Here is a 23,282-nt window from a genome sequence, read left to right as displayed (position 1 = left end):
GTTGCTTTCCTCTGCGGGTCCTTGACGGTGATTTGCGGACGCTACGACCTCAACCGCGATTGAGGTAAAGGGGGATTTTTCCGTCGCCGTCACGCCGGTGTGAAAGGACGCATTAACCACGATCGGGGATTTCTGTGCGCCGTTCCACCCACCCGGCCGGCGCCAGCGTCGGACCAGCTTCACCGATCAGATTATGGCTGTATTGCTCGATTGTCGCCGCATTCTTCGTCTAGGCATCCCCCGGTCTTCGAATCGGTCCACCGATTCCCGTCACCCGGACATTCTCGCGTTTCTGATCCGCTCCCGTGGAGGAATGATGAATAAGCTACTGGTCGCGCTCTCGTTTTTCGTAGTGATCGGCTGTTTCACCAGTTCCGCCAATGCCGGCAGCGCCCAGTTCCTTCTCGACGCGCGGACCGGAAAGGTCCTCGCCTCGGAAAATGGCGATGCGTTCAATCATCCGGCCTCGCTGACCAAGATGATGACGATCTACATGGCCTTCGAGGCGATCCGCCGGGGAACGCTGTCCTGGGACAGCCCGGTACCGTTCTCGAAATACGCCTCCTCGCGCCCGCCGACCAAGCTGCGCGTCAAGGCCGGCGATGCGATCACCGTCCGGGAAGCCGTGCTCGGCATGATCGTCCAGTCGGCCAATGATGCTGCCGTCGCCATGGCCGAAAAGCTCGGCGGTTCCGAGCCCGCCTTCGCCGAGATGATGACGCGCAAGGCCCGCTCGCTCGGCATGCCGAACACGGTCTTCGTCAACGCGTCCGGCCTTCCCGACGATCGCCAGATCACCACGGCGCGCGACATGTCGACCCTCGGGCTGGCGCTGATGCGTGACTTCCCGCGGGAGTACAAGCTCTTCTCCACCCGTTCCTTCGCCTTCCGCGGCCGCACGATCAACGGCCACAACAACCTGATGTACCGTTACAAGGGCATGGATGGCATCAAGACCGGCTACACCAACGCCTCCGGCTACAATCTCGTGAGCGCCGTTGCCGATGGCGACCGCCGCGTGATCGGTGTCGTGATGGGCGGGCGCAGCGCCGGCGGCCGTGACAAGCTGATGGCGAAGCTCATCGACGGCAATATCCGCAAGGCCACCGGCGGTTCCACCCTGGTCGCCAGCAACGGTCCCGGTGCGATGCTCGCCCGTCTCGGCGACGAAGTCCCTGTTCCCGTCGTCGCACCGGATCGTGATGCCGTGGCCGAACTCATCAGCGATGCGGCGCCCGCCCCGGCCAGCCGTTACGGGACCGCTTTCGCGGATACGGACAACGCCTCGGATGCGATCGCGGCCGTCGAGAGCGTCGCCATGCCGAAACCCGCAATGCCGGTGCGCGGCGGCGGGAAGTGGCAGATCCAGATCGCCGCTGCGGCGAGCGCCGAGGCCGCCATGGGCCTGCTTGCCGATGCCAAGGCGAAGATCGGCGAACCGCTCGCCAGCCGCAATGCCTATGCCGAGCGCGTCTCGCGCAACGGCAATACCTTCTACCGCGCCCGCTTCGGCGGCTTCGACAGCAAGGTCGATGCGCGCCGCGCCTGCGAGAAGCTCGTCGAAAACCGCTACGACTGCGTGCTGATGCCCGCAAACGGGTGACCGGCGGCGGGAAGTCAGTCGACTTGCACCTTCTTTCACTGATGGGAATTGCCCGCCCGCCGGAATCGCGCCATGTTCTCCATGAACAGATGGAGAACGCAATGTTGCAGGAGCTTGCGCTGCGATTTGAAGCCGCATCGGTAGCCTACGCCGAAGCGCATGCCGTCGAACGGGACGCCGACTGGTTCTTGATGAAGCTGATGGAGGAAGCCGGGGAGGTCGTGCAGGCGGCCAACCGGCTGAGCGGCCGCAGCCGCCGAAAGGGACTGGACGAACCTGAGTTGCGGCGATGTCTGGCCGACGAGACGGCAGACCTGCTCGGGCACGTACTGCTGTTGGCTCATCACCACCGTCTCGACCTTCAGGCGGCGATCATGCGGAAATGGCGGTTCGCTCCGGAAGAGCCTACGCCCGCTCTGCCGCCAGCGGCTCGCTGAAGAAGGCGCAGCACTCGTCCAGACTGCCGGCGACACGCGCACAGAGCGCGACGATCTCGTCCGTCGGGGCGAGCAGGTCCGGCACCATCACCGCCATCATGCCGGCGGCGGCCGCCGAGCGGATGCCGTTGTGGGAATCTTCGAGCGCAAGGCAGTCCTCCGGCGCGACGCCGAGCCGCTCCGCCGCGGCGAGATACGGATCGGGCGCCGGCTTGCCGCGGGCATAGTCGCCCTGGGCGATGACGTGGTCGAAGCGCGGCAGCAGGCCGAAACCTTCGAGATGGTGACGTACCTGGTGGTGGGCCGAGGAGGTGCAGATCGCCCGCGGAATGCCGTGCCGGTCGAGCGTGTCGAGAAGTGCGGTGACGCCGGCCTTCAGTTTCAGCTCTGTTTCGATCAGCCGGTCGAAATGGTCGATCCAGACGGTGCGGAAAGCGTCTGGGTCGAAGTCCTTACCGTAATGATCGGTCATCAACTGCGCGATGCCCGGCCAGGGTTGCCCCATCATCGCCTCGTAGATCGACGGGCCGATCGGCAGCCCCTTTTCCGTCGCCGCGGAGATCACCGACTTCCGGTAGAGGATTTCGCTGTCGAGGATCAGGCCGTCCATGTCGAAGACGACGGCGCGGGGCAGGCGGGGCAGCATCTTGTCTCGGTTTCCTTTTCTTTAGTCGGTTTTGTCGTTACGTCCGCGTGCCGCCGACGGTCACCTGGTCCATCCTCAGATGCGGCTGGCCGACGCCGACCGGCACCCACTGGCCGCCCTTGCCGCAATTGCCGATGCCGGTGTCGAGCTTCATGTCGTTGCCGACCATGGAGATGCGCTTCATCGCCTCCGGGCCGTTGCCGATGAGCATCGCGCCCTTGACCGGCGCGCCGATCTTGCCGTCCTCGATCATGTAGGCTTCGGTGCAGCCGAAGACGAACTTGCCCGAGGTGATGTCCACCTGGCCGCCGCCGAAGGAGACGGCGTAGATGCCGCGCTTCACCGAGGCGATGATCTCTTCCGGCGTCTTGTCGCCGCCGAGCATGTAGGTGTTGGTCATGCGCGGCATCGGCTGGTGGGCATAGCCCTGCCGGCGGCCGTTGCCGGTCGGCTTCATGCCCATCAGCCGGGCGTTCTGCCGGTCCTGCATGTAGCCGACGAGCCGGCCGTTCTCGATCAGCACATTGTACCCGGACGGCGTGCCTTCGTCGTCGACGGTGATCGAGCCGCGGCGAAGGTCGATCGTGCCGTCGTCGACGATGGTGACGCCCGGCGCGGCCACCATCTCGCCCATCAGGCCTGCGAAGGCGGAGGTCTTCTTGCGGTTGAAGTCGCCTTCGAGCCCGTGGCCCACCGCCTCGTGCAGCATCACGCCCGGCCAGCCGTTGCCGAGCACGACATCCATGGTGCCGGCCGGCGCGTCGATCGCCTCGAGATTGACGAGCGCCTGGCGCAGCGCCTCGTCGGCGCCGTTCTTCCAGCTCTCCTCGGTCAGGAAGTCGCTGAAGCCGACGCGCCCGCCGATACCGAAGGAACCGGTTTCCTGGCGGTCGCCCTCGCCGGCGACGACGGAGATGTTGAGCCGCGTCATCGGGCGGATATCGCGCACCCGGTGACCGTCGGCGCGCAGGATCTCGACGACCTGCCAGCTCGCGGCGATCGATGCCGTGACCTGGCGGACCTTGTCGGTCTTGTCGCGCAGGTAAGCGTCGACCTCGGAAAGAAGCTTCACCTTTTCCTCGAAGGTCGGCGAGCCGATCGGGTTCTCCTCGCCGTAGAGCTTGCGGTTGGTGCGCTGGGGGGCTGCGGCATAGCTGCCGCCATGGCCGCGGGTGACGGCGGAGACCGCCTCGGCCGCACGCGACAGCGCCGAAAGCGAAAGCTCGCCCGCGTGTGCGTAGCCGACGGCCTCGCCGGCGACGGCGCGCAGCCCGAAGCCCTGGTCGGTGTTGAAACTGCCGCCCTTCAGGCGGCCGTTGTCGAAGGTCAGTGATTCGGCCTGCGCGTGCTCGACAAACAGCTCGCCGTCGTCGGCGCCGGAGAGGGTCTCGGCCAGCACCGAGCGCAGTTTCGTCTCGTCACAGTCGAAAAGGTTGAGAAGATCGGTGTCCATCAAAGCTCCTTGGGCGCGGGCGGCAGACGCGCTCCTTCGACCCCGATGTAGGTCCGGCAGGGGGGCGAGGCAAGCCCGTCCGACCGAAGAGTCGGGCGTTAAAGGCGGTGCGGCGTCAGATCATTCGTCGCCGGCCGGCGCTCAGGGCAGGGCGTCGTAGCCTTCGGCAAAGCCGGTGAGCTCGATCGGAATGCCCACACGGTCCTGGTCCGCCGATTCCCGAAGTGCGAAGACGGCGCTCTTGCCGGCGCGGAGAATCTTCATGAGCTCGTCGTCGATCTCGACCTCGACATAGCAGCCCTCGGCGAAGCAGCGAGTGAAATAGGCCCGGCCGATATTGTTGCCGTCGATGAAGAGCTCCATGCCGTCCTTCAGCAGCACGCCGAGCGGCGCGAGGATGCGCAGCACCTTCGCCTTGCGGTCGGCCGTCTTCAGGATCACCACCGAGAGCCCGACTTCCGGCCGGTCGTCGGCGACGACGTTCTGCATCAGGGCGCACTGTTCGACGGAGGCACCGGCCGGCGTATCGCAGATGATCGACCAGGCGCCGTGATTGGAGCGCACGGTGCCGGGCTGTTGCGGCGTCTGCGCAAAGCCCGTTCCGGCTGCTGCGGCAACGGCCAGCGCAAGCACGCCCGACCTGAGAAGTGCTGGAACACCCATGGATACCTCTGGAATTCGAATCATCGCCGCCATTCTTGTCGTCGGGCGCGGTATTGAAAAGCCCCGGAACGTCTTTTCTCCCGAGTGCGGCATATTTGGGACCGGCAAGACGTCCATGCGGTCGAAAAGCGGGTTTTGAAGACGCCGTCAAGCCTCTCCCGCAGATGTGTCTGCGACAAATTGACGTAGCGCAAAAATGCCGCAAGGCCATTCGGTTAGGCGTATTGCGGTCAGGGACAAACTGTGATTTTAAACAGAAACCCATAGCATGGATTTTGCGTTTCCATTTGATGTGGATCAAACGCTCGAGGGAGAGACACCGTGATTAAGAGAGCTTGTGCAGCACTGGTCGCCGCGACCTGTCTGCTTTTTGCTTCCGCCGGCTTTGCCGATCAGCCTGCACCCTGGCAAACCGATCTCCAGCCGGCCGCGACGCCGATCATGGAGCAGATCCGGTGGTTCGAGCACTATACGCTCTGGTTCATCGTTCCGATCACGCTTCTCGTGCTCTTCCTTCTGATCGCGGTCGTCCTGCGCTTCCGCTCTGGTGCAAATCCGGTGCCGTCGAAGACCAGCCACAACACGATGATCGAGATCATCTGGACCTTGGGACCGGTCCTCGTGCTTCTCTTCTTCGCGATTCCGTCGTTCAACCTGCTTTCCGCGCAGCTCGTGCAGCCGGAAAATCCGGACGTCACGATCAAGGCGACCGCGACCCAGTGGCAGTGGAACTACGAGTATCAGGGCGACAAGCAGGTGGCCTTCGATTCCTATATGCTCAAGACCGATGAAGAGCGCACTGCCGCCGGCAAGAGCGACAAGGCGCTTTATCCGCGCCTTCTCGCCGTCGACAACGAAATGGTCGTTCCGGTCGGCAAGACGGTCCGTCTTCTGGTGACCGCGGCTCCGAGCGATGTCATCCACGCCTTCGCCATGCCGTCCTTCGGCCTCAAGATCGACGCCGTTCCGGGCCGTCTCAACGAGACCTGGTTCAAGGCCGATCGTGAAGGCCTGTTCTACGGCCAGTGTTCGGAGCTCTGCGGCAAGGACCACGCCTTCATGCCGATCGCCATCCGTGTGGTCGCCGAAGACAAGTATGCCGCCTGGCTCGACGCCGCGACCACCAGCGTGGAGGACGCCAACAAGGCCCTGATGGCTGCGGTCGACGGTGCGGACAAGTCCGTGCAGCTTGCCGATAACGTTTCGAAATAAGGAAGGGGAGTGCGGACAATGGCTGGACCTGTTGCCCACGAAGAGCACGCTCACGGTCAGGGCGCGCATCATGACCATCACGACCACAAGCCGGGCTTCGCCGCCCGCTGGCTGTTCTCGACGAACCACAAGGACATCGGCACCCTCTACCTGATCTTCGCGATCATCGCCGGCATCATCGGTGCGGCGCTTTCGGTTGCCATGCGCGCCGAGCTGCAGGAGCCCGGTATCCAGATCTTCCACGGCCTGGCATCGATCGTCTACGGCTTCGAAGGTGACGCTGCGATCGACGGCGGCAAGCACATGTTCAACGTGTTCACCACCGCGCATGCCCTGGTGATGATCTTCTTCATGGTCATGCCGGCACTGATCGGCGGTTTCGCCAACTGGATGATCCCGATCATGATCGGCGCTCCGGACATGGCTTTCCCGCGCCTCAACAACATCTCCTTCTGGCTGCTCGTCCCGGCCTTCCTCCTGCTCATCCTGTCGATGTTCGTCGAAGGTCCGGCCGGCGGCTTCGGCGTCGGCGGCGGCTGGACGATGTATCCGCCGCTGGCGACCTCCGGCCAGCCGGGCCCGGCGGTCGACCTTGCGATCTTCGCGCTCCACGTTTCGGGTGCGTCGTCGATCCTCGGCGCGATCAACTTCATCACCACCATTCTCAACATGCGCGCCCCGGGCATGACGCTGCACAAGATGCCGCTCTTCGCCTGGTCAGTGCTCGTGACCGCCTTCCTGCTCCTGCTGTCGCTCCCGGTTCTCGCCGGCGGCATCACCATGCTCTTGACCGACCGCAACTTCGGCACGACCTTCTTCGCACCTGAAGGCGGTGGTGACCCGATCCTCTTCCAGCACCTGTTCTGGTTCTTCGGTCACCCGGAAGTCTACATCCTGATCCTGCCCGGTTTCGGCATCATCAGCCACATCATCTCGACCTTCTCGAAGAAGCCGGTCTTCGGCTACCTCGGCATGGCCTATGCCATGGTCGCCATCGGCGCCGTCGGCTTCGTCGTGTGGGCGCACCACATGTACACGGTCGGCCTGTCGCTCGGCGCCCAGCGCTACTTCGTCTTCGCCACCATGGTGATCGCGGTGCCGACCGGCATCAAGATCTTCTCCTGGATCGCGACCATGTGGGGCGGCTCGCTGTCGTTCCGCACGCCGATGATCTGGGCGATCGGCTTCATCTTCCTGTTCACCGTCGGCGGTGTAACCGGGGTGCAGCTGGCCAACGCCGGTCTCGACCGCTCGCTGCACGACACCTACTACGTGGTGGCCCACTTCCACTACGTGTTGTCCCTCGGCGCCGTCTTCGCCATCTTCGCCGCCTGGTACTACTGGTTCCCGAAGATGACCGGCTACATGTACTCGGAAACGCTCGGCAACATCCATTTCTGGGTCATGTTCGTCGGCGTGAACATGGTGTTCTTCCCGCAGCACTTCCTCGGCCTCGCCGGGATGCCGCGCCGCTACATCGACTATCCGGATGCGTTCGCCGGCTGGAACTACGTCTCCTCGATCGGGTCCTATATCTCGGCCGTCGGCGTGCTGATCTTCCTCTTCGGCGTCTTCGAAGCCTTCGCGAAGAAGCGCCTCGCCGGCGACAACCCGTGGGGCGTCGGTGCGACCACGCTGGAATGGCAGCTGAGCTCTCCGCCGCCGTACCACCAGTGGGAGCAGCTGCCGCGCATCAAGTAAGCGGAACGCGCTGAAACGAGATCGGTCGCCGCGCTCCTCAGGGTGCGGCGACTGGAAAACAAGAATATCGGGACGGAAACAATGACGGTTGTCGACAACTGCGAAGCGCTGGGCATGGAGGGCGAACTGCGCCTGTCCGAAGCCGGTGCACGCGACTACTTCGCGCTTCTGAAGCCGCGGGTCATGTCGCTCGTCGTCTTCACCGCCTTTGCCGGTCTCGTGCTCGCGCCGGGACACATCCATCCCGTGCTCGGCGCCATCGCCATTCTCTGCATCGCCGTCGGGGCAGGGGCCTCTGGCGCGCTCAACATGTGGTACGACGCCGATATCGACGCCGTCATGAGCCGCACCGCCCGCCGCCCGATCCCGGCCGGCCGCATCCTGCCCACCGAGGCGCTCGCCTTCGGCCTCACGCTTTCGGTCTTTTCGGTCGCGATCCTCGGGCTTGCGGTCAACTGGTTCGCCGCAGGCCTGCTCGCCTTCACCATCTTCTTCTACGCCGTCGTCTACACGATGTGGCTGAAGCGCTCGACCCCGCAGAACATCGTCATCGGCGGTGCGGCCGGCGCCTTCCCGCCCATGGTCGGCTGGGCCTGCGTGACGGGTGGCGTCTCGCTCGACAGCATCCTGCTCTTCCTGGTGATCTTCCTCTGGACGCCCGCCCACTTCTGGGCGCTGGCGCTCTTCAAGATGCGCGATTACGGCGCCGTCGGCGTGCCGATGCTGCCGAATGTCGCCGGCATTCCCGCGACCAAGCGGCAGATCGCCCTTTACGCGGTGCTGACCGCCGCGGCCGGTGTCGCACCGGCCTTCACCGGACTGTCCTCGCCCTACTACGGCGCCTTCGCGGCCGTTCTCGGCGCGGGCTTCGTCTACTATTCGATCGGCGTCTGGCGCATGCCGGAAGGCGACGAGAAGATGGTGCCTGCGAAGAAGCTCTTCGGCTTCTCGCTCGTCTATCTCTTCGCGGTTTTCCTGGCGCTCCTCGTCGACCATTACGTCGTGACATTCGCGACCCTTCTCGGAGGGGCAAACTGATGGAAACCGTCAAGCTCAACGATACGCAAAAGAAGTCGCGCCGCGGGCGCAATATCGCGCTCGGCATCGTTCTCGCGGCGCTGGTGGTGCTGTTCTACATCGTGACGCTGGTGAAGATCAGCGGCATGGCGCAGTGAAGGGCGGAGGACGGACCTTGGCAGAGCACGCGAACATCCCGGCCGGAAAGGGCCGCAGCAATGCGGCGATCCTCGTCGCCTGCGTCGCCTTCGTCGCCGGCATGGTCGGCATGAGCTTCGCCGCCGTCCCGCTCTACCGCATGTTCTGCCAGGTGACCGGCTACAACGGCACGACGCAGCGCGTCGAGCAGGTGTCCAGCGTCATTCTCGACCGGACGATGCGCGTCACCTTCGACGCCAACGTCGCGCCGGGGCTGATGTGGAATTTCAAGCCGGTCGAACGCGAGGTCATGCCGAAGATCGGCGAGACGGTGAAGGTGCACTTCACCGCGACCAACCATTCGTCCGAGCCGAAGAAGGGGCAGGCCGTCTTCAACGTGACGCCGATGGAGGCCGCCGCCTACTTCAACAAGATCGAATGCTTCTGCTTCACCGACATCGAACTGAAGCCCGGCGAAACGCTCGACATGCCGGTCGTCTTCTTCATCGATCCGGAGATCGTGAACACGGTCGAGACGAAGGATATCGGTACGATCACCCTGTCCTACACCTTCTATCCGCAGGAGGAGACGAAGCCGGTGGCGGTTCTGCCTGCCGGAAAGGCGGACGGGAACCAGAAATTGTGAGAGGAGGGGTCCGGCCCCGCCGGACCTCAGCAAAGTTTGACATTCGGGGATTGCTGACATGGCCCAAGCGCATCAGAAAAATCACGACTACCACATCATCGATCCGAGCCCGTGGCCGCTCCTGGCCGCGATCGGGGCGTTCCTGCTGACCTTCGGTGGCGTCGGCTACATGCGCTATCTCTCGGGCGGCTCGTTCGAGCTGTTCGGCCTCGAGCTCGCTCATCCGTGGCTGTTCTATATCGGCCTGGCGATCATCCTCTACACCATGGTCGGCTGGTGGTCGGACACCATCAAGGAAGCCCATGAGGGCCATCATACCCGCGTGGTGTCGCTGCACCTGCGCTATGGCATGATCATGTTCATCGCTTCCGAAGTGATGTTCTTCGTCGCCTGGTTCTGGGCCTTCTTCGATGCGAGCCTGTTCTCCAATGAGGTGATCCAGGCCGCCCGCGTCGAGTTCACCGGTGGCCAGTGGCCGCCGAAGGGCATCGAGGTTCTCGATCCTTGGCATCTGCCGCTCTATAACACGGTCATCCTGCTGCTCTCCGGCACGACCGTCACCTGGGCTCACCATGCGCTCCTGCACGGCGACCGCCGCGGCCTCGTTGCCGGCCTGACGCTGACCGTGCTGCTCGGCGCGCTCTTCTCCTTCGTGCAGGGCTACGAATACGCCCACGCTCCGTTCACCTTCAAGGACTCGATCTACGGCTCGACCTTCTTCATGGCGACCGGCTTCCACGGCTTCCACGTTCTCGTCGGCACGATCTTCCTGATCGTCTGCCTGCTGCGCGCGCTGAAGGGCGATTTCACCCCGAAGCAGCACTTCGGCTTCGAGGCTGCCGCCTGGTACTGGCACTTCGTCGACGTGGTCTGGCTCTTCCTGTTCTTCTCGATCTACATCTGGGGCGGCTGGGGCGCACCGCTCGCCCACGGCTGATCGGCGGACGATCCTTCGACTATCGGAAAAGGCGGCGGCGAGACTGCCGCCTTTTTCGTTCCGGCTCCATTCGGCCCGAACCGAAACGCCGGCCGGGGATTTGCCCGGACGTCACGCATCCTCTATGGAATGCTGATAATCAGAAGCAAAGGGATCGCCATGAGCGAGGACAATGCGAAGTATCCGCCGGTCGATCCGGTGAAGGCGGCGCTCGGCGCCTGCTGCCCCCGCTGCGGGCAGGGCAAGCTCTTCGACGGGCTGACCAAGATCAAGCCGCGCTGTACGAATTGCGGCCTCGACTACACCTTCATCGACGCAGGCGACGGTCCGGCCGTCTTCGTCATCCTGATCGCCGATTTCATCGTCGTCGGGCTCGCCGTGTGGACGGAGATCAACTACCAGCCGCCGGCCTGGCTGCACGCACTCCTCTGGGGACCGCTTGCGATCGGGCTTTCGCTCTGGCTCCTGCGCACCATCAAGGCGCTGCTCGTCGCGCTCCAGTACAAGAACAACGCCTCGCAGGGAACGATCGACCGTGGCTGATGGCGCTGCGGCAGGCCGCACCAAGCTCGTCGTCAGCCTCGTCCTCCTGGTCGTCGCGCTCTCCTTTCTCGTATCGCTCGGCACCTGGCAGGTCCGGCGTCTTCACTGGAAGGAGGCCCTGATCGCCGACATCGAGGCGCGGCGCGCAATGCCGCCGGCGCCGCTGTCCGAAGTCGAGGCGGCGTCCGCCCGCGGCGAGGATTTCGAATACCGCCCGGTCCGCGTCGAAGGCCGCTTCTTGAACGACAGGGAGCGCCATTTCTTCGCGACGTTCGACGGGCGCACTGGCTATTACGTCTACACCCCGTTCCAGCTCGACGACGGCCGCTTCCTCTTCGTCAATCGCGGTTTCGTGCCCTATGAAATGAAGGACCGGGCAAGCCGCCGCGAAGGCCTGCTGGAGGGTCGCCAGACGGTGACCGGGCTTGCCCGGGCGCGCCTTGCCGGCAAGCCGTCCTGGGTGGTGCCCGAGAACGACCTCGCCGGCGACATCTTCTACTGGAAGGATCTTTCCGCCATGGCCGCCAGCGCCGGGCTTGCCGAAGAGAACGTCGTCCAGTTCTTCGTCGATGCGGATGCGACGCCGGTCCCCGGCGGCTGGCCGAAGGGCGGGGTGACGCAGATCGACCTTCCGAATGATCACCTGCAATACGCGATCACCTGGTACGGCCTCGCCGTCGTGCTGCTGGTGATCTCGATCACCGCGTTCCTGCGCGGCAGGAAGCCGGAATAACCGCGGGGAGGCGGATGTTTTCCTCCCGCCGACATCGCGTGATAGAAGACGAAGACCACATGGGCTGGAGGGGAACCGATGAAACTGCTTGCTGATCTGCTCACCGCGCTGGTTGCGCTCGAACATCTCTATATTCTGGTGCTGGAGATGTTTCTCTGGACGAAGCCGACCGGCCTCAAGGCCTTCGGCATGAAGCCGCAGCAGGCGGAGGCGACCAAGGTGCTCGCCGCCAACCAGGGCCTCTACAACGGCTTTCTGGCGCTCGGCCTCGGCTGGGCGCTCGTGCAGCCGGTTCCGGAATTCGCCTTCCAGCTCAAGCTCTTTTTTCTTGGCTGCGTCTTCGTCGCCGGCCTATATGGAAGCGTGACGGCATCGCGGCGCATTCTCTACATTCAGGCGCTGCCGGCCGTCCTCGCCCTGATCCTGGTTCTCTTGGCTGGCTGATGACGAACACCACTCCGATCCGACCGAAACTGACGATAAGGCTCTGCGGGCCGCGCGGCTTCTGCGCCGGCGTCGACCGCGCCATCCAGATCGTCGTGCTGGCGCTCAAAGGTTATGGCGCCCCGGTCTATGTGCGCCACGAGATCGTCCACAACCGCTACGTCGTCGAGGGACTGGAGGCCAAGGGCGCGATCTTCGTCGAGGAACTCGACGAGATCCCCGAGGAGCACCGCGCCCAGCCGGTCGTCTTTTCCGCCCACGGCGTGCCGAAATCGGTGCCGGCGGATGCCAGGGCGCGAAACCTCTTCTATCTCGACGCCACCTGTCCGCTGGTTTCCAAGGTCCACAAGCAGGCGATGCGCCACCAGCGGCTCGGCCGCCACGTCGTGCTGATCGGCCACGCCGGCCATCCGGAGGTGATCGGCACCATGGGGCAATTGGCGGAGGGTACCGTCTCGCTGATCGAGACGGTCGAGGATGCCGCCGCCTACGCGCCCGCCGATCCGGACAATCTCGGCTACGTCACCCAGACGACGCTTTCGGTCGACGATACCGAAGGGGTGATCGCCAAGCTCAAGGAGCGTTTCCCGAACCTCGCCGATCCGGCCGCGGATTCGATCTGCTACGCCACGACCAACCGCCAGGAGGCGGTGAAGCAGGCGGCCCCCGGCTGCGACCTCTTCCTGATCGTCGGCGCGCCGAACTCGTCGAACTCGAAGCGCCTCGTCGAAGTGGCGCTGAAGGCGGGCGCAAAGCAGTCGCTGCTCGTCCAGCGCGCCTCGGAGATCGACTGGGATGCGATCGGAACGATCGGCACGCTCGGGCTGTCGGCCGGCGCCTCGGCGCCGGAAGTGATCGTCAACGAGATCATCGAGGCCTTCAGGGAACGCTACGACACGACGGTGGAGCTGGCGGAATTCTCGGTCGAGAACGAGCATTTCCTCGTCAACCGTGAACTGCGTTCGATCGAGCTCACCCACGACGACATGGCCTGGGTGAACGGCTGAGATGCAGCCGCCGCCGGATGGTGACGACACTTTCGAGGCGACGGTGTTGCAGCCGGCGTCGCCGAGCCGATGCATTCTCTTCGCCGCGGGCCGCGGCGGAAATCCGCTGCGGCATCGCGGGCTCCTGCAGGCCCTCGCCGACGAGGGGATGCTGGTCATCGCTCCCCATTTCGACATGCTTGCATCTCTGGCTCCGACCGCGGCCGAACTTTCGGAGCGCAGACGAAGGCTTTCGCGCGCCGCAGCCCGACATTGCCTGTCCGGCCTGCCGGTCGCGGGTCTCGGACATTCGATCGGAACGGTGGCGCTGCTGCTACTTGCCGGCGCCGAAGCCGATACGCTCGCCGGGGAACGAGTGAAGGCCGCGGAGGGATATCTTTTCGACCGGCTGGCGCTGCTCGCGCCGCCGACTGATTTCTTCCGTCGCCCCGGTTCCCTGACCTCCGTCAGCGTGCCTCTCGGGGTCTGGGCGGGGGAGAGGGACATGATCACGCCGCCTGCGCAGGCCGCGTTCCTGAGGGAAGCGATCGATGGTGTGGTCCCGGTCGATATCCGCTTGGTCGAAGGTGCCGGGCACTTCACCTTCATGAACGAGCTGCCGCCGCACGTCGTCGACACGCATCCGGATCGCGCGGATTTTCTGCGAGTGCTTGCGGACGAAGTCCGACATTTTCTGGCGGCTTGACGAAAGGCTTTCAGTCCGTACGGCACCGGTCCCGTCCGTCGATCCGGTTGCCGGAGGCGGTCAGGCCGGCCATGCGGCAGTCGAAATTTCAGGAGTGCTGAGCGACGGCCTTGCGCGTCCGGCTCTTGCCGGTCTTGGCCGGCTGGCTCTCGACAGGCTGCGCCATTCGCAGAGCCCGCAGTCGTTCCGTCTTCTTCTCCCGCGCCTGGACTTCGGCGGCGAGAATGTCGCGTGCGGTGGCGTCGGTTTGCGCCGCCTTCTCCTGCGCAGACATCTTGTTGGGCTTGAAGAACGCTTCCTTGGTGGCAGTCATGTCATTCTCCCTGTCTGGAGGGGAAAAGGCAGCCGGCACGGCTGCCTTGCGACGTCCGGACGCTCAGCGCGCCGGCACGACTTTCTTCTTCGGGGCAGGCAGCAGGCCTTCGCGCTGCGCCTTCTTGCGGGCGAGCTTGCGGACGCGACGGATCGCCTCGGCCTTTTCCCTGGCACGCTTCTCCGAAGGCTTCTCGTAGGCGCGCCGGTCGCGCATTTCCCGGAAGAGGCCTTCCCGCTGCATCTTTCTCTTGAGCACGCGCAGTGCCTGTTCGACGTTGTTTTCTCTGACGAGTACCTGCAAAAACATCTCCTTGCGTGTTGTGACGGCTGTTATTTCCTGATCCTGATCGAACCCGGATTGATCCATCTGCCTTCGCCGATGGTGGAGGTTGAGGCGGAAGTCGTGACGCCCGATGACGCTGGTGTTTCGGTCTTGTCGACGTCGGCTTCGGTAATATGCCGCGTGAAGCATTCGTCGCTGAACTGGACACGGTATTGGGCAAGCCCCTGCGCTTCCGGCAGAACCGCGCCGATAGTGCAACTGCGCTGGCGTTCATCCTTGCGGAAGACGCCCCGCTTCAGGACGACCGTGTCGCCGGTGCGATAAGCAGGCTTGCCCATCAAGCTCCCCTCGTCGGTCGAAAAACAAAAGGCCGGGTTTGATCCCGACCTTCCACTTCATTGTCCCTGCGTGCCAGTACATCCGTGGTCACGCGGACAATGATAATCCTCAGGCAGCCTGCAGGTTGTCTGCAGAGCTCTTGCCGGAGCGCTTGTCCTGCACGATGTCGTAGCTGATCTTCTGGCCTTCGGTGAGACCGCGCAGACCAGCGCGTTCGACAGCGGAAATATGGACGAAAACGTCCTGCGCGCCGTTGTCCGGCTGAATGAATCCAAAGCCCTTAGTGCTGTTGAACCACTTTACTGTACCTGTATTCATGACAATTCCTTTCAATCGCATGTGGGCCCGGCCGGAAAGGCCGATCTGATAAATCGACGATGAAGGGAGATCTGAAAGGGCGCAAAAGGCCCTGTACAAAAGTCGCTAGCAAGGTGCGATGACGCTAAGATATGGCTTTCCTGAAAAAATACAAGGGCTTTCCCGAATTTCTATGAACCCTCTTCTTTCTCAGTCCCCTGAGAAATGCTGGATTTTCGTGTGGACGACGGAAATTGTATCAACGTTTTCAATGGAAATTCCTGAAGACATTTTTGCCGTCTCCGTGCGTTTTCCGTCGGCGACACGAAGGCATCCGATTCCTGTGCCCCGGCCCGCCGCGGGGCTGGTGCTCGCCACCCGCCCGCTGTATGCCTTCACGAAGCACCGACAAACCCGACGACGGATCATGGCAGTCTATACCGATATCAACGAGGTCGACCTCAAGGCCTTCCTGAGGCAGTACGATGCCGGCGAACTGATGTCCTACAAGGGCATCGCCGAGGGCGTGGAGAATTCGAACTTCCTGCTTCACACGACCGCCGGCTCGCTGATCCTGACGCTCTACGAGAAGCGGGTGGAGAAGGCCGACCTGCCTTTCTTCCTCGGGCTGATGCACCATCTCTCCTCGCGCGGCGTCAACTGCCCGCTGCCGCTGCCGCGCCATGACGGTGCGCTGCTCGGCGAGCTGTCCGGCCGCCCTGCCGCCCTCATCACCTTCCTCGAAGGCATGTGGCTGAGAAAGCCGGAACCTGCCCATTGCCGCGAGGTCGGCAAGGCGCTTGCCGAAATGCACCTCGCGTGCGACGGCTTCGCGCTCCGCCGGCCGAATGCGCTCTCGCTCGACGGCTGGCAGGCACTCTGGGCCAAATCCGCCGGCCGCGCCGACGAGGTGCTGAGCGGCCTCAGGGAGGAGATCGGCGGCGAGCTCGCCTTCCTCGAAGGGGCCTGGCCGAAGGATTTGCCGGAGGGCGTCATCCATGCCGACCTCTTCCCCGACAACGTCTTCTTCCTCGGCGACCAGCTCTCCGGCCTGATCGACTTCTACTTCGCCTGCAACGACATGCTCGCCTATGACGTGTCGATCTGCCTGAACGCTTGGTGCTTCGAGAAGGACGGCTCCTACAACATCACCAAGGGCATGGCGCTGCTCGACGGCTACAACGCCGTGCGTCCGCTGAGTGCGGCGGAGATCGCCGCCCTGCCGGTGCTCGCGCGCGGCTCGGCGCTGCGCTTCTTCCTGACGCGGCTCTACGACTGGCTGACGACGCCCGAGGGTGCTCTCGTCGTCAAGAAGGACCCGATCGAATATCTGCGGAAGCTGCGCTTCCACCGGCAGGTGGCCTCCGCCGCCGAATACGGGCTCGCAAGCGCATGAAGCATGTCGAGATTTTCACCGACGGCGCCTGCTCGGGCAATCCCGGTCCCGGCGGCTGGGGCGCGGTGCTGCGCTACAACGGCGTCGAGAAGGAACTCTCCGGCGGCGAGGCGGAGACCACCAACAACCGCATGGAACTGATGGCGGCGATCAGCGCGCTGAACGCGCTCAAATCGCCCTGCGAGGTCGATCTCCACACCGACAGCAAATACGTGATGGACGGCATCTCGAAGTGGATTTTCGGCTGGCGCAAGAACGGCTGGAAGACCGCCGACAAGAAACCGGTGAAGAATGCCGAGCTCTGGCAGGCACTGGAGGAGGCGCGCAACCGCCACAAGGTGACCTGGCACTGGGTCAAGGGCCATGCCGGCCACCCCGAGAACGAGCGCGCCGACGAACTCGCCCGCCTCGGCATGGAGCCGTTCAAGAGAGGGCGCTGAACCCGCGGGCGCGCCGCCGCCATCCACGGCTTTCTCCAGCCGCGATGATTTGGCGGCTTGTCAAAGCCTGAGCCGTCCCTATTGTTTGCCCTGACGTGACGGAGGGGAGGTCCACATGATCCGGCATTGCGTATTCCTGCGCTTCAAGGCGGCCACGCAGACCGCCGAAAAACAGGCGATCTATGCGGGCATCACCGCGCTGAAGGACGTCATCCCCGGCATCGTTGAGGTCACCTGCGGGCCGAATGTCTCGCCGGAAGGGCTGGACGGCGGCTTCGTCGACGGCTTCATCGTCACCTTCGAGGATGCCGAGGTGCGGGACTATTACCTGCAGCATCCGGCCCATATGGAGGTCGCGGAGCGGATCGTGCGCGCGACGGACGGCGGGCTTTCCGGCCTCCTCGTCTTCGACATGGAAGTTTGAGACGCGGCGAGCAGGGCCCGCCGCGGTCGCTGCCGTGACGATCCGTCAGAGCTGTTCGAGCATCGTCGCGGCGGAGGATACCGTCGCCTGGCTCGTCATGTCCTCGACGTTCAGCGTCTTGACCTTGCCGTCCTCGACCAGCATCGAATAGCGCTTGGAACGCACGCCGAGGCCGCCGGCGGAGAGATCGGCCTGAAGGCCGAGCGCCGTGGTGAAGGAGGCGTCCCAGTCGGCGAGGAAGTGGATCTTGCCCATGCCACCGGAAGACTGCGCCCAGGCGCCCATCACATGCCAGTCGTTGACCGAGACGACGGCGATGTCGTCGACGCCGCGGGCGAGGATCGCGTCGCGGTTTTCCAGATAGCCGGGCAGGTGGTTCAGCGAGCAGGTCGGTGTGAACGCGCCGGGAACGCCGAAGACGACGACCCGCTTGCCTTTGAAGAGCTCGTCGGTGGTGATCTCGACGGGGCCGTCCGGTGTCTTCTCCTTGAAGGTGGCCGCGGGCAGTTTGTCTCCGATCGCGATCGTCATTTGGCTTCTCCTCTATGGGGATCGTTGTGGCGGCGGGGTATGCCGGGGGAATATAAATTGACGTCAGTCAAAGGCAAGAACGGTCTCGATCGCCCGCCCACCGGCGATCACCAGCGCGTCCCAGCGCTTCCCGGCGATCGCGTAATTCTTCGGAAGTCGCCCGATGGGCACCTCGATGACCGTCTTGCCGCCGGCCCCGGATGCGCTCGTGGAGGCGAAAAAGACGTAGCCGGACGGGCCGGTGACGATCGCCTGTGCATCCTTCGCACCCTTGGGGAGCGAGACCTCGAGCGTCAGGCGCTTGAGATCGGCGCTGATCGCATGGCGCTCGACGGCGAAATCGGGTGCGGCCTTCGCGGGCAGGCTCTCGAGCGCGTCGGCGACGATGCGGGCTTCGTCCGCGTCGGCAGCCTCGTTTGCCGGCAGGTCGACCGTGAGAACCGCCTGGAAGGGGATGCAGATGTTCTTGCAGAGGCCGATGAAGGCGGTCGCCTCCAGCCGCGCCTCTTTACCCGTGGGCGGGCCGGAAAGCGAAAGCGGCAGGGCAACGGAATGGTCGTAGCCGATATCGGTGAGGTCGCCGGCGTCGATCCGCTTCGGCACCGGGAAGTCGATCCGCCCGAGCGTGAAGCCGCCCGAAGGCGCCACCGTCACGGCGGGTGGAACGCCGCTGTCTCCGGGTTCGCGCCAGTAGGTGATCCAGCCCGGTTCAGGCTCGATCTGCAGAACGGCTTGGCGGAGGCCTTTCGCATCGGCCGGCAGGACGACAAGCCGCATGCGGCCGCCCTCGTTGAGGGCCCAGTCGCTCGATGCGGCACGGGCAGGCAGCGCCGGTGCGAGCGCGGCGACAAGGACCGCCGCGATGGCGGAGGACAACAGGCGGAAAAGACGGGGCGTGAACATGTCACATGGACTTAGCGTCCATTTTGGGTCAATTCTAGTCACGCTCGATACCCTGCGATCATTTTTGGTTGATAGATCGCGGCCGATGCCCCATCTTCTTTTTAGTGCATGTCGAAGACCGAGCGCGTGGCGCCGAAGGCCTCGTAGAGGCAGTTGGAGGTAGGATGCCCTTCTCGTCTTTAGCAAAGAACCGCGAGCGCAGCTATCTCGACGGGCAGCTGCTCATCGCCATGCCCGGCATGGCGGACGGCAATTTCGTCCGTTCGGTGGTCTATATCTGCGCTCATTCGCAGGCCGGCGCCATGGGCTTCATCATCAATCGCCCGCAATCGCTGACCTTCGCCGATGTGCTGCTGCACCTCGAGATGATCGACCGGGCCGATGCCATCATGCTGCCGGAGCACGCCCGCGACTTCCCGATCCAGAGCGGTGGCCCGGTCGAGGTCGGCCGCGGCTTCGTGCTGCACACCGACGACTATCTCAGTGACTCCAGCATTCCGGTCAGCGACGACATATCGCTGACGGCGACGCTGGACATCGTGCGGGCCATTTCCGACGGCCGCGGGCCGCGCCGGGCGACCATGCTGCTCGGCTACGCCGGCTGGGGACCGGGCCAGCTCGAACACGAGATCGCCAACAACGGCTGGCTCAACTGCCCGGCGACCGAGGACATCATCTTCGACCGTGCGCTCGAAGGAAAATACGAGCGTGCGCTCGCCCTGATGGGCGTCACCCCCGCCATGCTCTCCGCCGACGCCGGCCACGCCTGACGGGCAGGGGGCTCTTTGTCTATACCCCCTCTGGCGCTTTTCACTTCGGCAATCTAGGGTAGCGGTCCACGCAACGCTTTGCCTGAAAGACGAGAGACCCGATGCCCTCCTTCGACGTCCTGTTGGCGTTTTTCGTTACGACGGCGGTCTTCGCCTTCATTCCGGGGCCGGCCATGCTCTATGTCGCGGCCCGAACGGTCGCCGCTGACCGCCGCGCCGGCCTGATGGCGACACTCGGCATCCACCTCGGCTGCTATGCCCATGTGATCGCCGCTGCCGCCGGCCTGTCGATCCTGTTCCATCTGGTGCCGCTTCTGTATCTGGTCGTGAAGCTGGCCGGTGCCGCCTATCTGATCTTGCTCGGCATTCGCATGTTCCGTAGCCGCCGCCCGCAATCGCCGGAGCAGCCGCAGGTTCCGGCGGTGAAGTCTGCAGGTCATGCCTTTCTGGAAAGCGTCACTGTAGAGGTGCTGAACCCGAAGACGGCAATCTTCTTTCTTTCCTTTCTGCCGCAATTCGTCGATGCCGGCGCGACGCTACCGGTCTGGCTGCAGTTTCTCGTCCTCGGAACCACCGTCAACCTGATGTTCTCGTTCGCGGACGTGACCTGCGTGCTGGCGGCCGGCCTGGTCACCGAGCGGCTGTCGCGCATCTCCTCCCTCCAGCGCAACCTGCAAAGGGCAGGCGGCGCCGTGCTCGTCGGTCTCGGCTTGCACGTTGCCTTCCAGAGAACCTGAGCGGCGTTCGGACAGATGCCTTGCGGTCCGCAGGAGAAAGCCGGTCGCTAGCTGAAGCGGGAGGCGCAGGAAAGGCCGTCGCTCCCTTGCGGCCTCTATCGAGCGGACATCAAAGTCCTCGGCATGGCGCGTCTCGCGCTTACGCCCGCTTGGTCAGCGGAAAGCGCTCCCGCAGGAGTTTCTGGACGGATTCGGCGCCGATCGGCGGGCCGAGGAGATAGCTTTGGCCGTACTGGCAGCCGAGGTCGGCGAGCGCCTTGGCGACCTCGTCGGTCTCCACGCCTTCGGCGACCAGCGTCATCTCCATCTCGCGTGCCATGGTGACGACCGAGCGCAACATCACCTCGCGCTTGTCGCCTTCGGCGCAGACGAGCGCCCGGTCGAGCTTGATCGTGTCGAAGGGGAAGCGCGTCAGATAGACGAGCGAGGAATAGCCGGTGCCGAAATCGTCGAGTGCCAGGCTGATGCCCAGTTCCTTGAGTTTACCGAGCACGAGGCGGGCCTGCTCGGGGTTCGCCATCATCACCGTCTCGGTGAGCTCGAGCTTGATGCGGTTCGGCTCGCACTGGGTCTTCGAGAGCATCGAGCGGATGTCGTTGTAGAGTTCGCTGCTCAGGAGCTGTGCGCTCGAAAGGTTCACCGAGACGAAGATCGGCACGTGGCCGGTCTGCCGCTCCCATTCGACGAGATCCGTGGTCGCGCGTTCCAGCGCGAACATGCCGAGCGGCTCGATGAGATCGGAGCTTTCCGCAATCGGAATGAACTCGGAGGGCGGGATGTTGCCGCGCTTGGGGTGATCCCAGCGCATCAGCGCCTCGAAGCCGGCGATTTCGCCGTCGGCGAGCGTCACGATCGGCTGGTAGACGATCGAAAGCTCCTTGCGTTCGATGGCGCGGCGAAGGTCGGTTTCCAGTTGCAGCCGGTCGGTGCCCGAGGTGCGGAAGGCCGGGCGGAAGGGCTCGACGCGGTTGCCGCCGGCGCGCTTGGCGCGATACATGGCAAGCTCCGCATCGGAGAGAAGGCCGGCGGCATTCTCCTGCTGGTCCACCCATGAGACGAGGCCGATCGAGGCCGTCAGGATCACCTCGCGGTTGGCGAAGCTGATCGGCACCATGATCGCCTTGCTGACGGCGTCGGCGAAATCGGCGACCTTGGCCGGATCGCGCTCGGAGACGAGGATGAGGCCGAACTCGTCGCCGGAAATGCGGGCAAGCGTGTCCTGTGGCTTCAAAAGCCGCCGCAGCCGCCGGGTGAGCGCAATCAGGATATTGTCGCCGGCGGCGATCCCGAGCGAGTCGTTGACCTGCTTGTAGCGGTCGATGTCGATCGCCATGACTGTCGGGCGGATATTGTCGCCGTCATTGGCGAGCGCCAGCACCGACTGCAGCCGGTCGAGGAAGACCTCGCGGTTCGGCAGGCCGGTCAGGTTGTCGTGCATCGCATCCTGCATCAGCCGGTCGATCGAGTTCTTCTGCTCGGTGACGTCGACGATCGTGCCGACGCAGCGGATGACCTCGCCGTTGGAGCCGAGTACCGGACGGGCGCGGATCTGCAGCCAGTGGAAATGGCCGTCCTCGGCGCGCAGGCGGAATTCGTGGTTCAGGCGGCCCTTGCGATGCTCCAGCAGCACGTCGAGCGTCGCGCGGAAGCGGTCGCGGTCGTCCGGGTGGAGACGCGGCAGCCAGTTGCGCGCCGGGCCGTGCATCGTTCCCGGCGAAAGGCCGAGCCGCATCGAGATGTCGGGGCTGGTGACGACGCGGTCGCGCGCGACGTCCCAGTCCCAGACCGTGTCGCCGGAGCCGCTCAGCGCCAGCGCCTGCCGTTCGAGATCGGAAAACAAGCCCTGCTGGTAGGCGCCGCCGGCAAAGGCGTGCTGCATGACGGTGAAGCCGATCAAAAGCACGATCAGGACGAGGCCGCCGCCGAGTGCGGGCTGGATGATGTCATTGTCGAGCTGGCCGGTGACGGTCAGCCAGCCGCCGAACAGCCAGACGAGGATCAGCGCCCAGGAGGGCACCAGCAGGATCGCCCGGTCGTAGCGGTTGAAGCCGAGATAGACGATGAGGGCGATGCCGGCGGTTGCCGTGAGCGCGAAGGAGAGGCGGGCGATGCCGGCGGCGATCGACGGGTCGTAGATCGCCACGCCGAAGACGAGGCCGAGGCCGAGCACCCAGGCGAAGGTCGCATAGCCGAGATGCACGTGCCAGCGGTTGAGGTTGAGGTAGGTGAAGAGGAAGATCACCAGGCTGGACGCGAGCGCCACCTCCGCGCCGGCGCGCCATATTCGCTGGTCCACGGTGGTGATGCCGATCAGCTTGTCGATGAAGCCGAAGTCGACGCAGATATAGGCGAGCACCGCCCAGGCGAGGGCTGCCGCCGCCGGCAGCATCGAGGTGCCCTTGACGACGAAGAGGATCGTCAGGAACACGGCGAGCAGGCCGGCGATGCCGAGCACGATGCCGCGGTAGAGCGTGAAGGCGTTGACCGTGTCCTTGTACGCGTTCGGCTCCCAGAGATAGATCTGCGGCAGGTTGGGGGTCGCGAGTTCCGCGACGAAGGTGATGACTGCGCCGGGGTTCAGGGTGATGCGGAAGACGTCCGCCTCGTCGCTCGGCTGCCGGTCGAGGGCGAAACCCTCAGACGGCGTGATCGCGATGATGCGCTGGGAGCCGAGATCGGGCCAGAAAAGCTTGGAATTGGCGAGGCGGAAATGCGGCGCGACGATCACCCGCTCGAGCTGTTCTTCCGAGACGTTGGCGAGCGCGAACACGGCCCAGTCGCCCTGGTGGTTCTCCGAGCTGGCGCGAACCTCGATGCGGCGGCGGATGCCGTCGGCGCCGGCGGCGGTCGAAACCTGGAAGGCCTCGCCCTGGCTCGTGTAGATTTCCGTGGTCGGGGTGAGGTCGAGCGCGGTGTCGTCGCGCGAGATCTTCACAGGTTCGGCGGCGCGCGAGGGGCCGGCGACAAGGCTCATCAGGCCGC

General features: G+C 64.4%; 27 protein-coding genes and 1 pseudogene. 18 read left to right on the top strand and 10 right to left on the bottom strand.

Translation table 11 applies throughout. The features are described 5' to 3' along the window. Window positions 1–316 precede the first annotated feature (316 nt). Window positions 317–1,603 carry a D-alanyl-D-alanine carboxypeptidase gene (locus tag EUU22_RS10160; RefSeq protein WP_129331903.1) on the top strand — a complete coding sequence of 429 codons (1,287 nt, stop codon included), beginning with the start codon at window positions 317–319 and terminating at the stop codon, window positions 1,601–1,603. A gap of 23 nt (window positions 1,604–1,626) precedes the next feature. After that, a complete protein-coding gene (locus EUU22_RS10155) occupies window positions 1,627–2,040 on the top strand; it encodes a pyrophosphohydrolase domain-containing protein (RefSeq protein ID WP_500681142.1) in 414 nt (137 codons plus the stop codon). Here the strand turns inward: EUU22_RS10155 and EUU22_RS10150 are convergent. From EUU22_RS10150 to EUU22_RS10140, 3 genes are all read right to left on the bottom strand, one after another. Continuing rightward, the gene (locus EUU22_RS10150; RefSeq protein ID WP_129331902.1) at window positions 2,009–2,686 is read right to left on the bottom strand and encodes an HAD family hydrolase; all 678 of its coding nucleotides are present in this window, start codon (window positions 2,684–2,686) and stop codon (window positions 2,009–2,011) included. The two genes, EUU22_RS10155 and EUU22_RS10150, sit on opposite strands and share 32 nt — an antisense overlap. 37 nt (window positions 2,687–2,723) lie before the next feature. Next, a complete protein-coding gene (gene tldD / locus EUU22_RS10145) occupies window positions 2,724–4,139 on the bottom strand; it encodes a metalloprotease TldD (RefSeq protein WP_129331901.1) in 1,416 nt (471 codons plus the stop codon). Window positions 4,140–4,280: 141 nt separating this feature from the next. Further along, complete coding sequence (locus EUU22_RS10140) at window positions 4,281–4,802, bottom strand: invasion associated locus B family protein (RefSeq protein ID WP_129331939.1); 522 nt, start codon at window positions 4,800–4,802, stop codon at window positions 4,281–4,283. A 321-nt stretch (window positions 4,803–5,123) separates the two neighbouring features. Between EUU22_RS10140 and coxB the strand changes: the two genes are divergently transcribed. The 11 genes from coxB to EUU22_RS10085 all read left to right on the top strand — a co-directional run bounded on the left by coxB (window position 5,124) and on the right by EUU22_RS10085 (window position 13,865). Continuing rightward, entirely contained in the window at window positions 5,124–6,014 is an 891-nt protein-coding gene (gene coxB / locus EUU22_RS10135) for a cytochrome c oxidase subunit II (protein WP_129331900.1), read from the top strand. An 18-nt stretch (window positions 6,015–6,032) separates the two neighbouring features. Beyond that, window positions 6,033–7,715, top strand: coding sequence for a cytochrome c oxidase subunit I (ctaD, locus tag EUU22_RS10130; RefSeq protein ID WP_129331899.1), 1,683 nt, complete (start codon window positions 6,033–6,035; stop codon window positions 7,713–7,715). 81 nt (window positions 7,716–7,796) lie between these two features. Beyond that, the gene (locus EUU22_RS10125; protein ID WP_129331898.1) at window positions 7,797–8,753 is read left to right on the top strand and encodes a heme o synthase; all 957 of its coding nucleotides are present in this window, start codon (window positions 7,797–7,799) and stop codon (window positions 8,751–8,753) included. Beyond that, complete coding sequence (locus EUU22_RS10120) at window positions 8,753–8,890, top strand: cytochrome c oxidase system small membrane protein (RefSeq protein ID WP_129331897.1); 138 nt, start codon at window positions 8,753–8,755, stop codon at window positions 8,888–8,890. The genes EUU22_RS10125 and EUU22_RS10120 overlap by 1 nt, the downstream gene beginning before the upstream one ends. 17 nt (window positions 8,891–8,907) lie before the next feature. Further along, a complete protein-coding gene (locus EUU22_RS10115; protein ID WP_129331896.1) occupies window positions 8,908–9,516 on the top strand; it encodes a cytochrome c oxidase assembly protein in 609 nt (202 codons plus the stop codon). 58 nt (window positions 9,517–9,574) lie between these two features. After that, the gene (locus EUU22_RS10110) at window positions 9,575–10,453 is read left to right on the top strand and encodes a cytochrome c oxidase subunit 3 (RefSeq protein WP_129331895.1); all 879 of its coding nucleotides are present in this window, start codon (window positions 9,575–9,577) and stop codon (window positions 10,451–10,453) included. 159 nt (window positions 10,454–10,612) lie between these two features. Further along, complete coding sequence (locus EUU22_RS10105; RefSeq protein WP_129331894.1) at window positions 10,613–10,996, top strand: DUF983 domain-containing protein; 384 nt, start codon at window positions 10,613–10,615, stop codon at window positions 10,994–10,996. Further along, window positions 10,989–11,729, top strand: coding sequence for an SURF1 family protein (locus EUU22_RS10100; protein ID WP_129331893.1), 741 nt, complete (start codon window positions 10,989–10,991; stop codon window positions 11,727–11,729). Before EUU22_RS10105 ends, EUU22_RS10100 begins: the two co-directional genes overlap by 8 nt. 78 nt (window positions 11,730–11,807) lie before the next feature. After that, window positions 11,808–12,173 carry a DUF1304 domain-containing protein gene (locus EUU22_RS10095; RefSeq protein WP_129331892.1) on the top strand — a complete coding sequence of 122 codons (366 nt, stop codon included), beginning with the start codon at window positions 11,808–11,810 and terminating at the stop codon, window positions 12,171–12,173. Next, entirely contained in the window at window positions 12,173–13,180 is a 1,008-nt protein-coding gene (ispH, locus tag EUU22_RS10090) for a 4-hydroxy-3-methylbut-2-enyl diphosphate reductase (RefSeq protein WP_129331891.1), read from the top strand. Before EUU22_RS10095 ends, ispH begins: the two co-directional genes overlap by 1 nt. 1 nt (window position 13,181) lies before the next feature. Further along, a complete protein-coding gene (locus tag EUU22_RS10085; protein ID WP_129331890.1) occupies window positions 13,182–13,865 on the top strand; it encodes an alpha/beta hydrolase in 684 nt (227 codons plus the stop codon). An 88-nt stretch (window positions 13,866–13,953) separates the two neighbouring features. On the opposite strand, the gene EUU22_RS10080 is transcribed toward EUU22_RS10085, so the two are convergent. The 4 genes from EUU22_RS10080 to EUU22_RS10065 form a co-directional block, all read right to left on the bottom strand. Then, entirely contained in the window at window positions 13,954–14,178 is a 225-nt protein-coding gene (locus EUU22_RS10080; protein WP_129331889.1) for a hypothetical protein, read from the bottom strand. Window positions 14,179–14,241: 63 nt separating this feature from the next. Then, on the bottom strand, window positions 14,242–14,481 hold the full coding sequence (gene rpsU, locus EUU22_RS10075; protein WP_129331888.1) for a 30S ribosomal protein S21: 240 nt from the start codon (window positions 14,479–14,481) through the stop codon (window positions 14,242–14,244). A 29-nt stretch (window positions 14,482–14,510) separates the two neighbouring features. Continuing rightward, window positions 14,511–14,801, bottom strand: coding sequence for a cold-shock protein (locus EUU22_RS10070; protein ID WP_129331887.1), 291 nt, complete (start codon window positions 14,799–14,801; stop codon window positions 14,511–14,513). 109 nt (window positions 14,802–14,910) lie between these two features. Further along, on the bottom strand, window positions 14,911–15,120 hold the full coding sequence (locus tag EUU22_RS10065) for a cold-shock protein (protein WP_129331886.1): 210 nt from the start codon (window positions 15,118–15,120) through the stop codon (window positions 14,911–14,913). Window positions 15,121–15,526: 406 nt separating this feature from the next. Here EUU22_RS10065 and EUU22_RS10060 point away from each other — a divergent pair, with 406 nt between their 5' ends. From EUU22_RS10060 to EUU22_RS10050, 3 genes are all read left to right on the top strand, one after another. Continuing rightward, entirely contained in the window at window positions 15,527–16,495 is a 969-nt protein-coding gene (locus EUU22_RS10060) for a homoserine kinase (RefSeq protein ID WP_129331885.1), read from the top strand. Continuing rightward, window positions 16,492–16,935, top strand: a complete 444-nt coding sequence (gene rnhA / locus EUU22_RS10055; RefSeq protein ID WP_129331884.1) for a ribonuclease HI — start codon at window positions 16,492–16,494, stop codon at window positions 16,933–16,935. The genes EUU22_RS10060 and rnhA overlap by 4 nt, the downstream gene beginning before the upstream one ends. A gap of 115 nt (window positions 16,936–17,050) precedes the next feature. Beyond that, window positions 17,051–17,359: a Dabb family protein gene (locus EUU22_RS10050; protein WP_129331883.1), complete on the top strand. Its 309-nt coding sequence runs from the start codon at window positions 17,051–17,053 to the stop codon at window positions 17,357–17,359. 45 nt (window positions 17,360–17,404) lie between these two features. On the opposite strand, the gene EUU22_RS10045 is transcribed toward EUU22_RS10050, so the two are convergent. Continuing rightward, complete coding sequence (locus EUU22_RS10045; RefSeq protein WP_129331882.1) at window positions 17,405–17,890, bottom strand: peroxiredoxin; 486 nt, start codon at window positions 17,888–17,890, stop codon at window positions 17,405–17,407. Between the two features lie 63 nt (window positions 17,891–17,953). After that, window positions 17,954–18,793, bottom strand: coding sequence for a protein-disulfide reductase DsbD domain-containing protein (locus EUU22_RS10040; protein WP_205687888.1), 840 nt, complete (start codon window positions 18,791–18,793; stop codon window positions 17,954–17,956). Between the two features lie 164 nt (window positions 18,794–18,957). On the opposite strand from EUU22_RS10040, the gene EUU22_RS10035 reads away from it, so the two are divergent. Next, on the top strand, window positions 18,958–19,563 hold the full coding sequence (locus EUU22_RS10035) for a YqgE/AlgH family protein (protein WP_129331881.1): 606 nt from the start codon (window positions 18,958–18,960) through the stop codon (window positions 19,561–19,563). Window positions 19,564–19,664: 101 nt separating this feature from the next. Continuing rightward, window positions 19,665–20,300, top strand: a complete 636-nt coding sequence (locus EUU22_RS10030) for a LysE family translocator (RefSeq protein ID WP_129331880.1) — start codon at window positions 19,665–19,667, stop codon at window positions 20,298–20,300. A 139-nt stretch (window positions 20,301–20,439) separates the two neighbouring features. Here EUU22_RS10030 and EUU22_RS10025 read toward each other — a convergent pair. Next, window positions 20,440–23,268: pseudogene (locus EUU22_RS10025) on the bottom strand (EAL domain-containing protein); the annotation flags it as partial. Between the last annotated feature and the right edge of the window lie 14 nt (window positions 23,269–23,282).

It is taken from the genome of Ciceribacter ferrooxidans (assembly GCF_004137355.1).
Classification (GTDB): domain Bacteria; phylum Pseudomonadota; class Alphaproteobacteria; order Rhizobiales; family Rhizobiaceae; genus Allorhizobium; species Allorhizobium ferrooxidans.
Note: the sequence above shows the minus strand (reverse complement) of the source record. Positions and strands in the feature narration are given on the sequence as shown.

What these genes read in the sequence shown, in the direction of transcription:
- EUU22_RS10060 (WP_129331885.1), top strand. Translation starts at nt 15,527, where the DNA reads ATGGCAGTCTATACCGATATCAACGAGGTCGACCTCAAGGCCTTCCTG.
- EUU22_RS10150 (WP_129331902.1), bottom strand. Translation starts at nt 2,686, where the DNA reads ATGCTGCCCCGCCTGCCCCGCGCCGTCGTCTTCGACATGGACGGCCTG.
- EUU22_RS10140 (WP_129331939.1), bottom strand. Translation starts at nt 4,802, where the DNA reads ATGGGTGTTCCAGCACTTCTCAGGTCGGGCGTGCTTGCGCTGGCCGTT.
- EUU22_RS10035 (WP_129331881.1), top strand. Translation starts at nt 18,958, where the DNA reads ATGCCCTTCTCGTCTTTAGCAAAGAACCGCGAGCGCAGCTATCTCGAC.
- ctaD (WP_129331899.1), top strand. Translation starts at nt 6,033, where the DNA reads ATGGCTGGACCTGTTGCCCACGAAGAGCACGCTCACGGTCAGGGCGCG.
- EUU22_RS10050 (WP_129331883.1), top strand. Translation starts at nt 17,051, where the DNA reads ATGATCCGGCATTGCGTATTCCTGCGCTTCAAGGCGGCCACGCAGACC.
- EUU22_RS10040 (WP_205687888.1), bottom strand. Translation starts at nt 18,793, where the DNA reads ATGTTCACGCCCCGTCTTTTCCGCCTGTTGTCCTCCGCCATCGCGGCG.
- EUU22_RS10030 (WP_129331880.1), top strand. Translation starts at nt 19,665, where the DNA reads ATGCCCTCCTTCGACGTCCTGTTGGCGTTTTTCGTTACGACGGCGGTC.
- EUU22_RS10045 (WP_129331882.1), bottom strand. Translation starts at nt 17,890, where the DNA reads ATGACGATCGCGATCGGAGACAAACTGCCCGCGGCCACCTTCAAGGAG.
- EUU22_RS10065 (WP_129331886.1), bottom strand. Translation starts at nt 15,120, where the DNA reads ATGAATACAGGTACAGTAAAGTGGTTCAACAGCACTAAGGGCTTTGGA.
- EUU22_RS10085 (WP_129331890.1), top strand. Translation starts at nt 13,182, where the DNA reads ATGCAGCCGCCGCCGGATGGTGACGACACTTTCGAGGCGACGGTGTTG.
- EUU22_RS10070 (WP_129331887.1), bottom strand. Translation starts at nt 14,801, where the DNA reads ATGGGCAAGCCTGCTTATCGCACCGGCGACACGGTCGTCCTGAAGCGG.
- EUU22_RS10105 (WP_129331894.1), top strand. Translation starts at nt 10,613, where the DNA reads ATGAGCGAGGACAATGCGAAGTATCCGCCGGTCGATCCGGTGAAGGCG.
- tldD (WP_129331901.1), bottom strand. Translation starts at nt 4,139, where the DNA reads ATGGACACCGATCTTCTCAACCTTTTCGACTGTGACGAGACGAAACTG.
- EUU22_RS10160 (WP_129331903.1), top strand. Translation starts at nt 317, where the DNA reads ATGAATAAGCTACTGGTCGCGCTCTCGTTTTTCGTAGTGATCGGCTGT.
- EUU22_RS10080 (WP_129331889.1), bottom strand. Translation starts at nt 14,178, where the DNA reads ATGACTGCCACCAAGGAAGCGTTCTTCAAGCCCAACAAGATGTCTGCG.
- EUU22_RS10125 (WP_129331898.1), top strand. Translation starts at nt 7,797, where the DNA reads ATGACGGTTGTCGACAACTGCGAAGCGCTGGGCATGGAGGGCGAACTG.
- EUU22_RS10095 (WP_129331892.1), top strand. Translation starts at nt 11,808, where the DNA reads ATGAAACTGCTTGCTGATCTGCTCACCGCGCTGGTTGCGCTCGAACAT.
- EUU22_RS10120 (WP_129331897.1), top strand. Translation starts at nt 8,753, where the DNA reads ATGGAAACCGTCAAGCTCAACGATACGCAAAAGAAGTCGCGCCGCGGG.
- ispH (WP_129331891.1), top strand. Translation starts at nt 12,173, where the DNA reads ATGACGAACACCACTCCGATCCGACCGAAACTGACGATAAGGCTCTGC.
- rnhA (WP_129331884.1), top strand. Translation starts at nt 16,492, where the DNA reads ATGAAGCATGTCGAGATTTTCACCGACGGCGCCTGCTCGGGCAATCCC.
- EUU22_RS10110 (WP_129331895.1), top strand. Translation starts at nt 9,575, where the DNA reads ATGGCCCAAGCGCATCAGAAAAATCACGACTACCACATCATCGATCCG.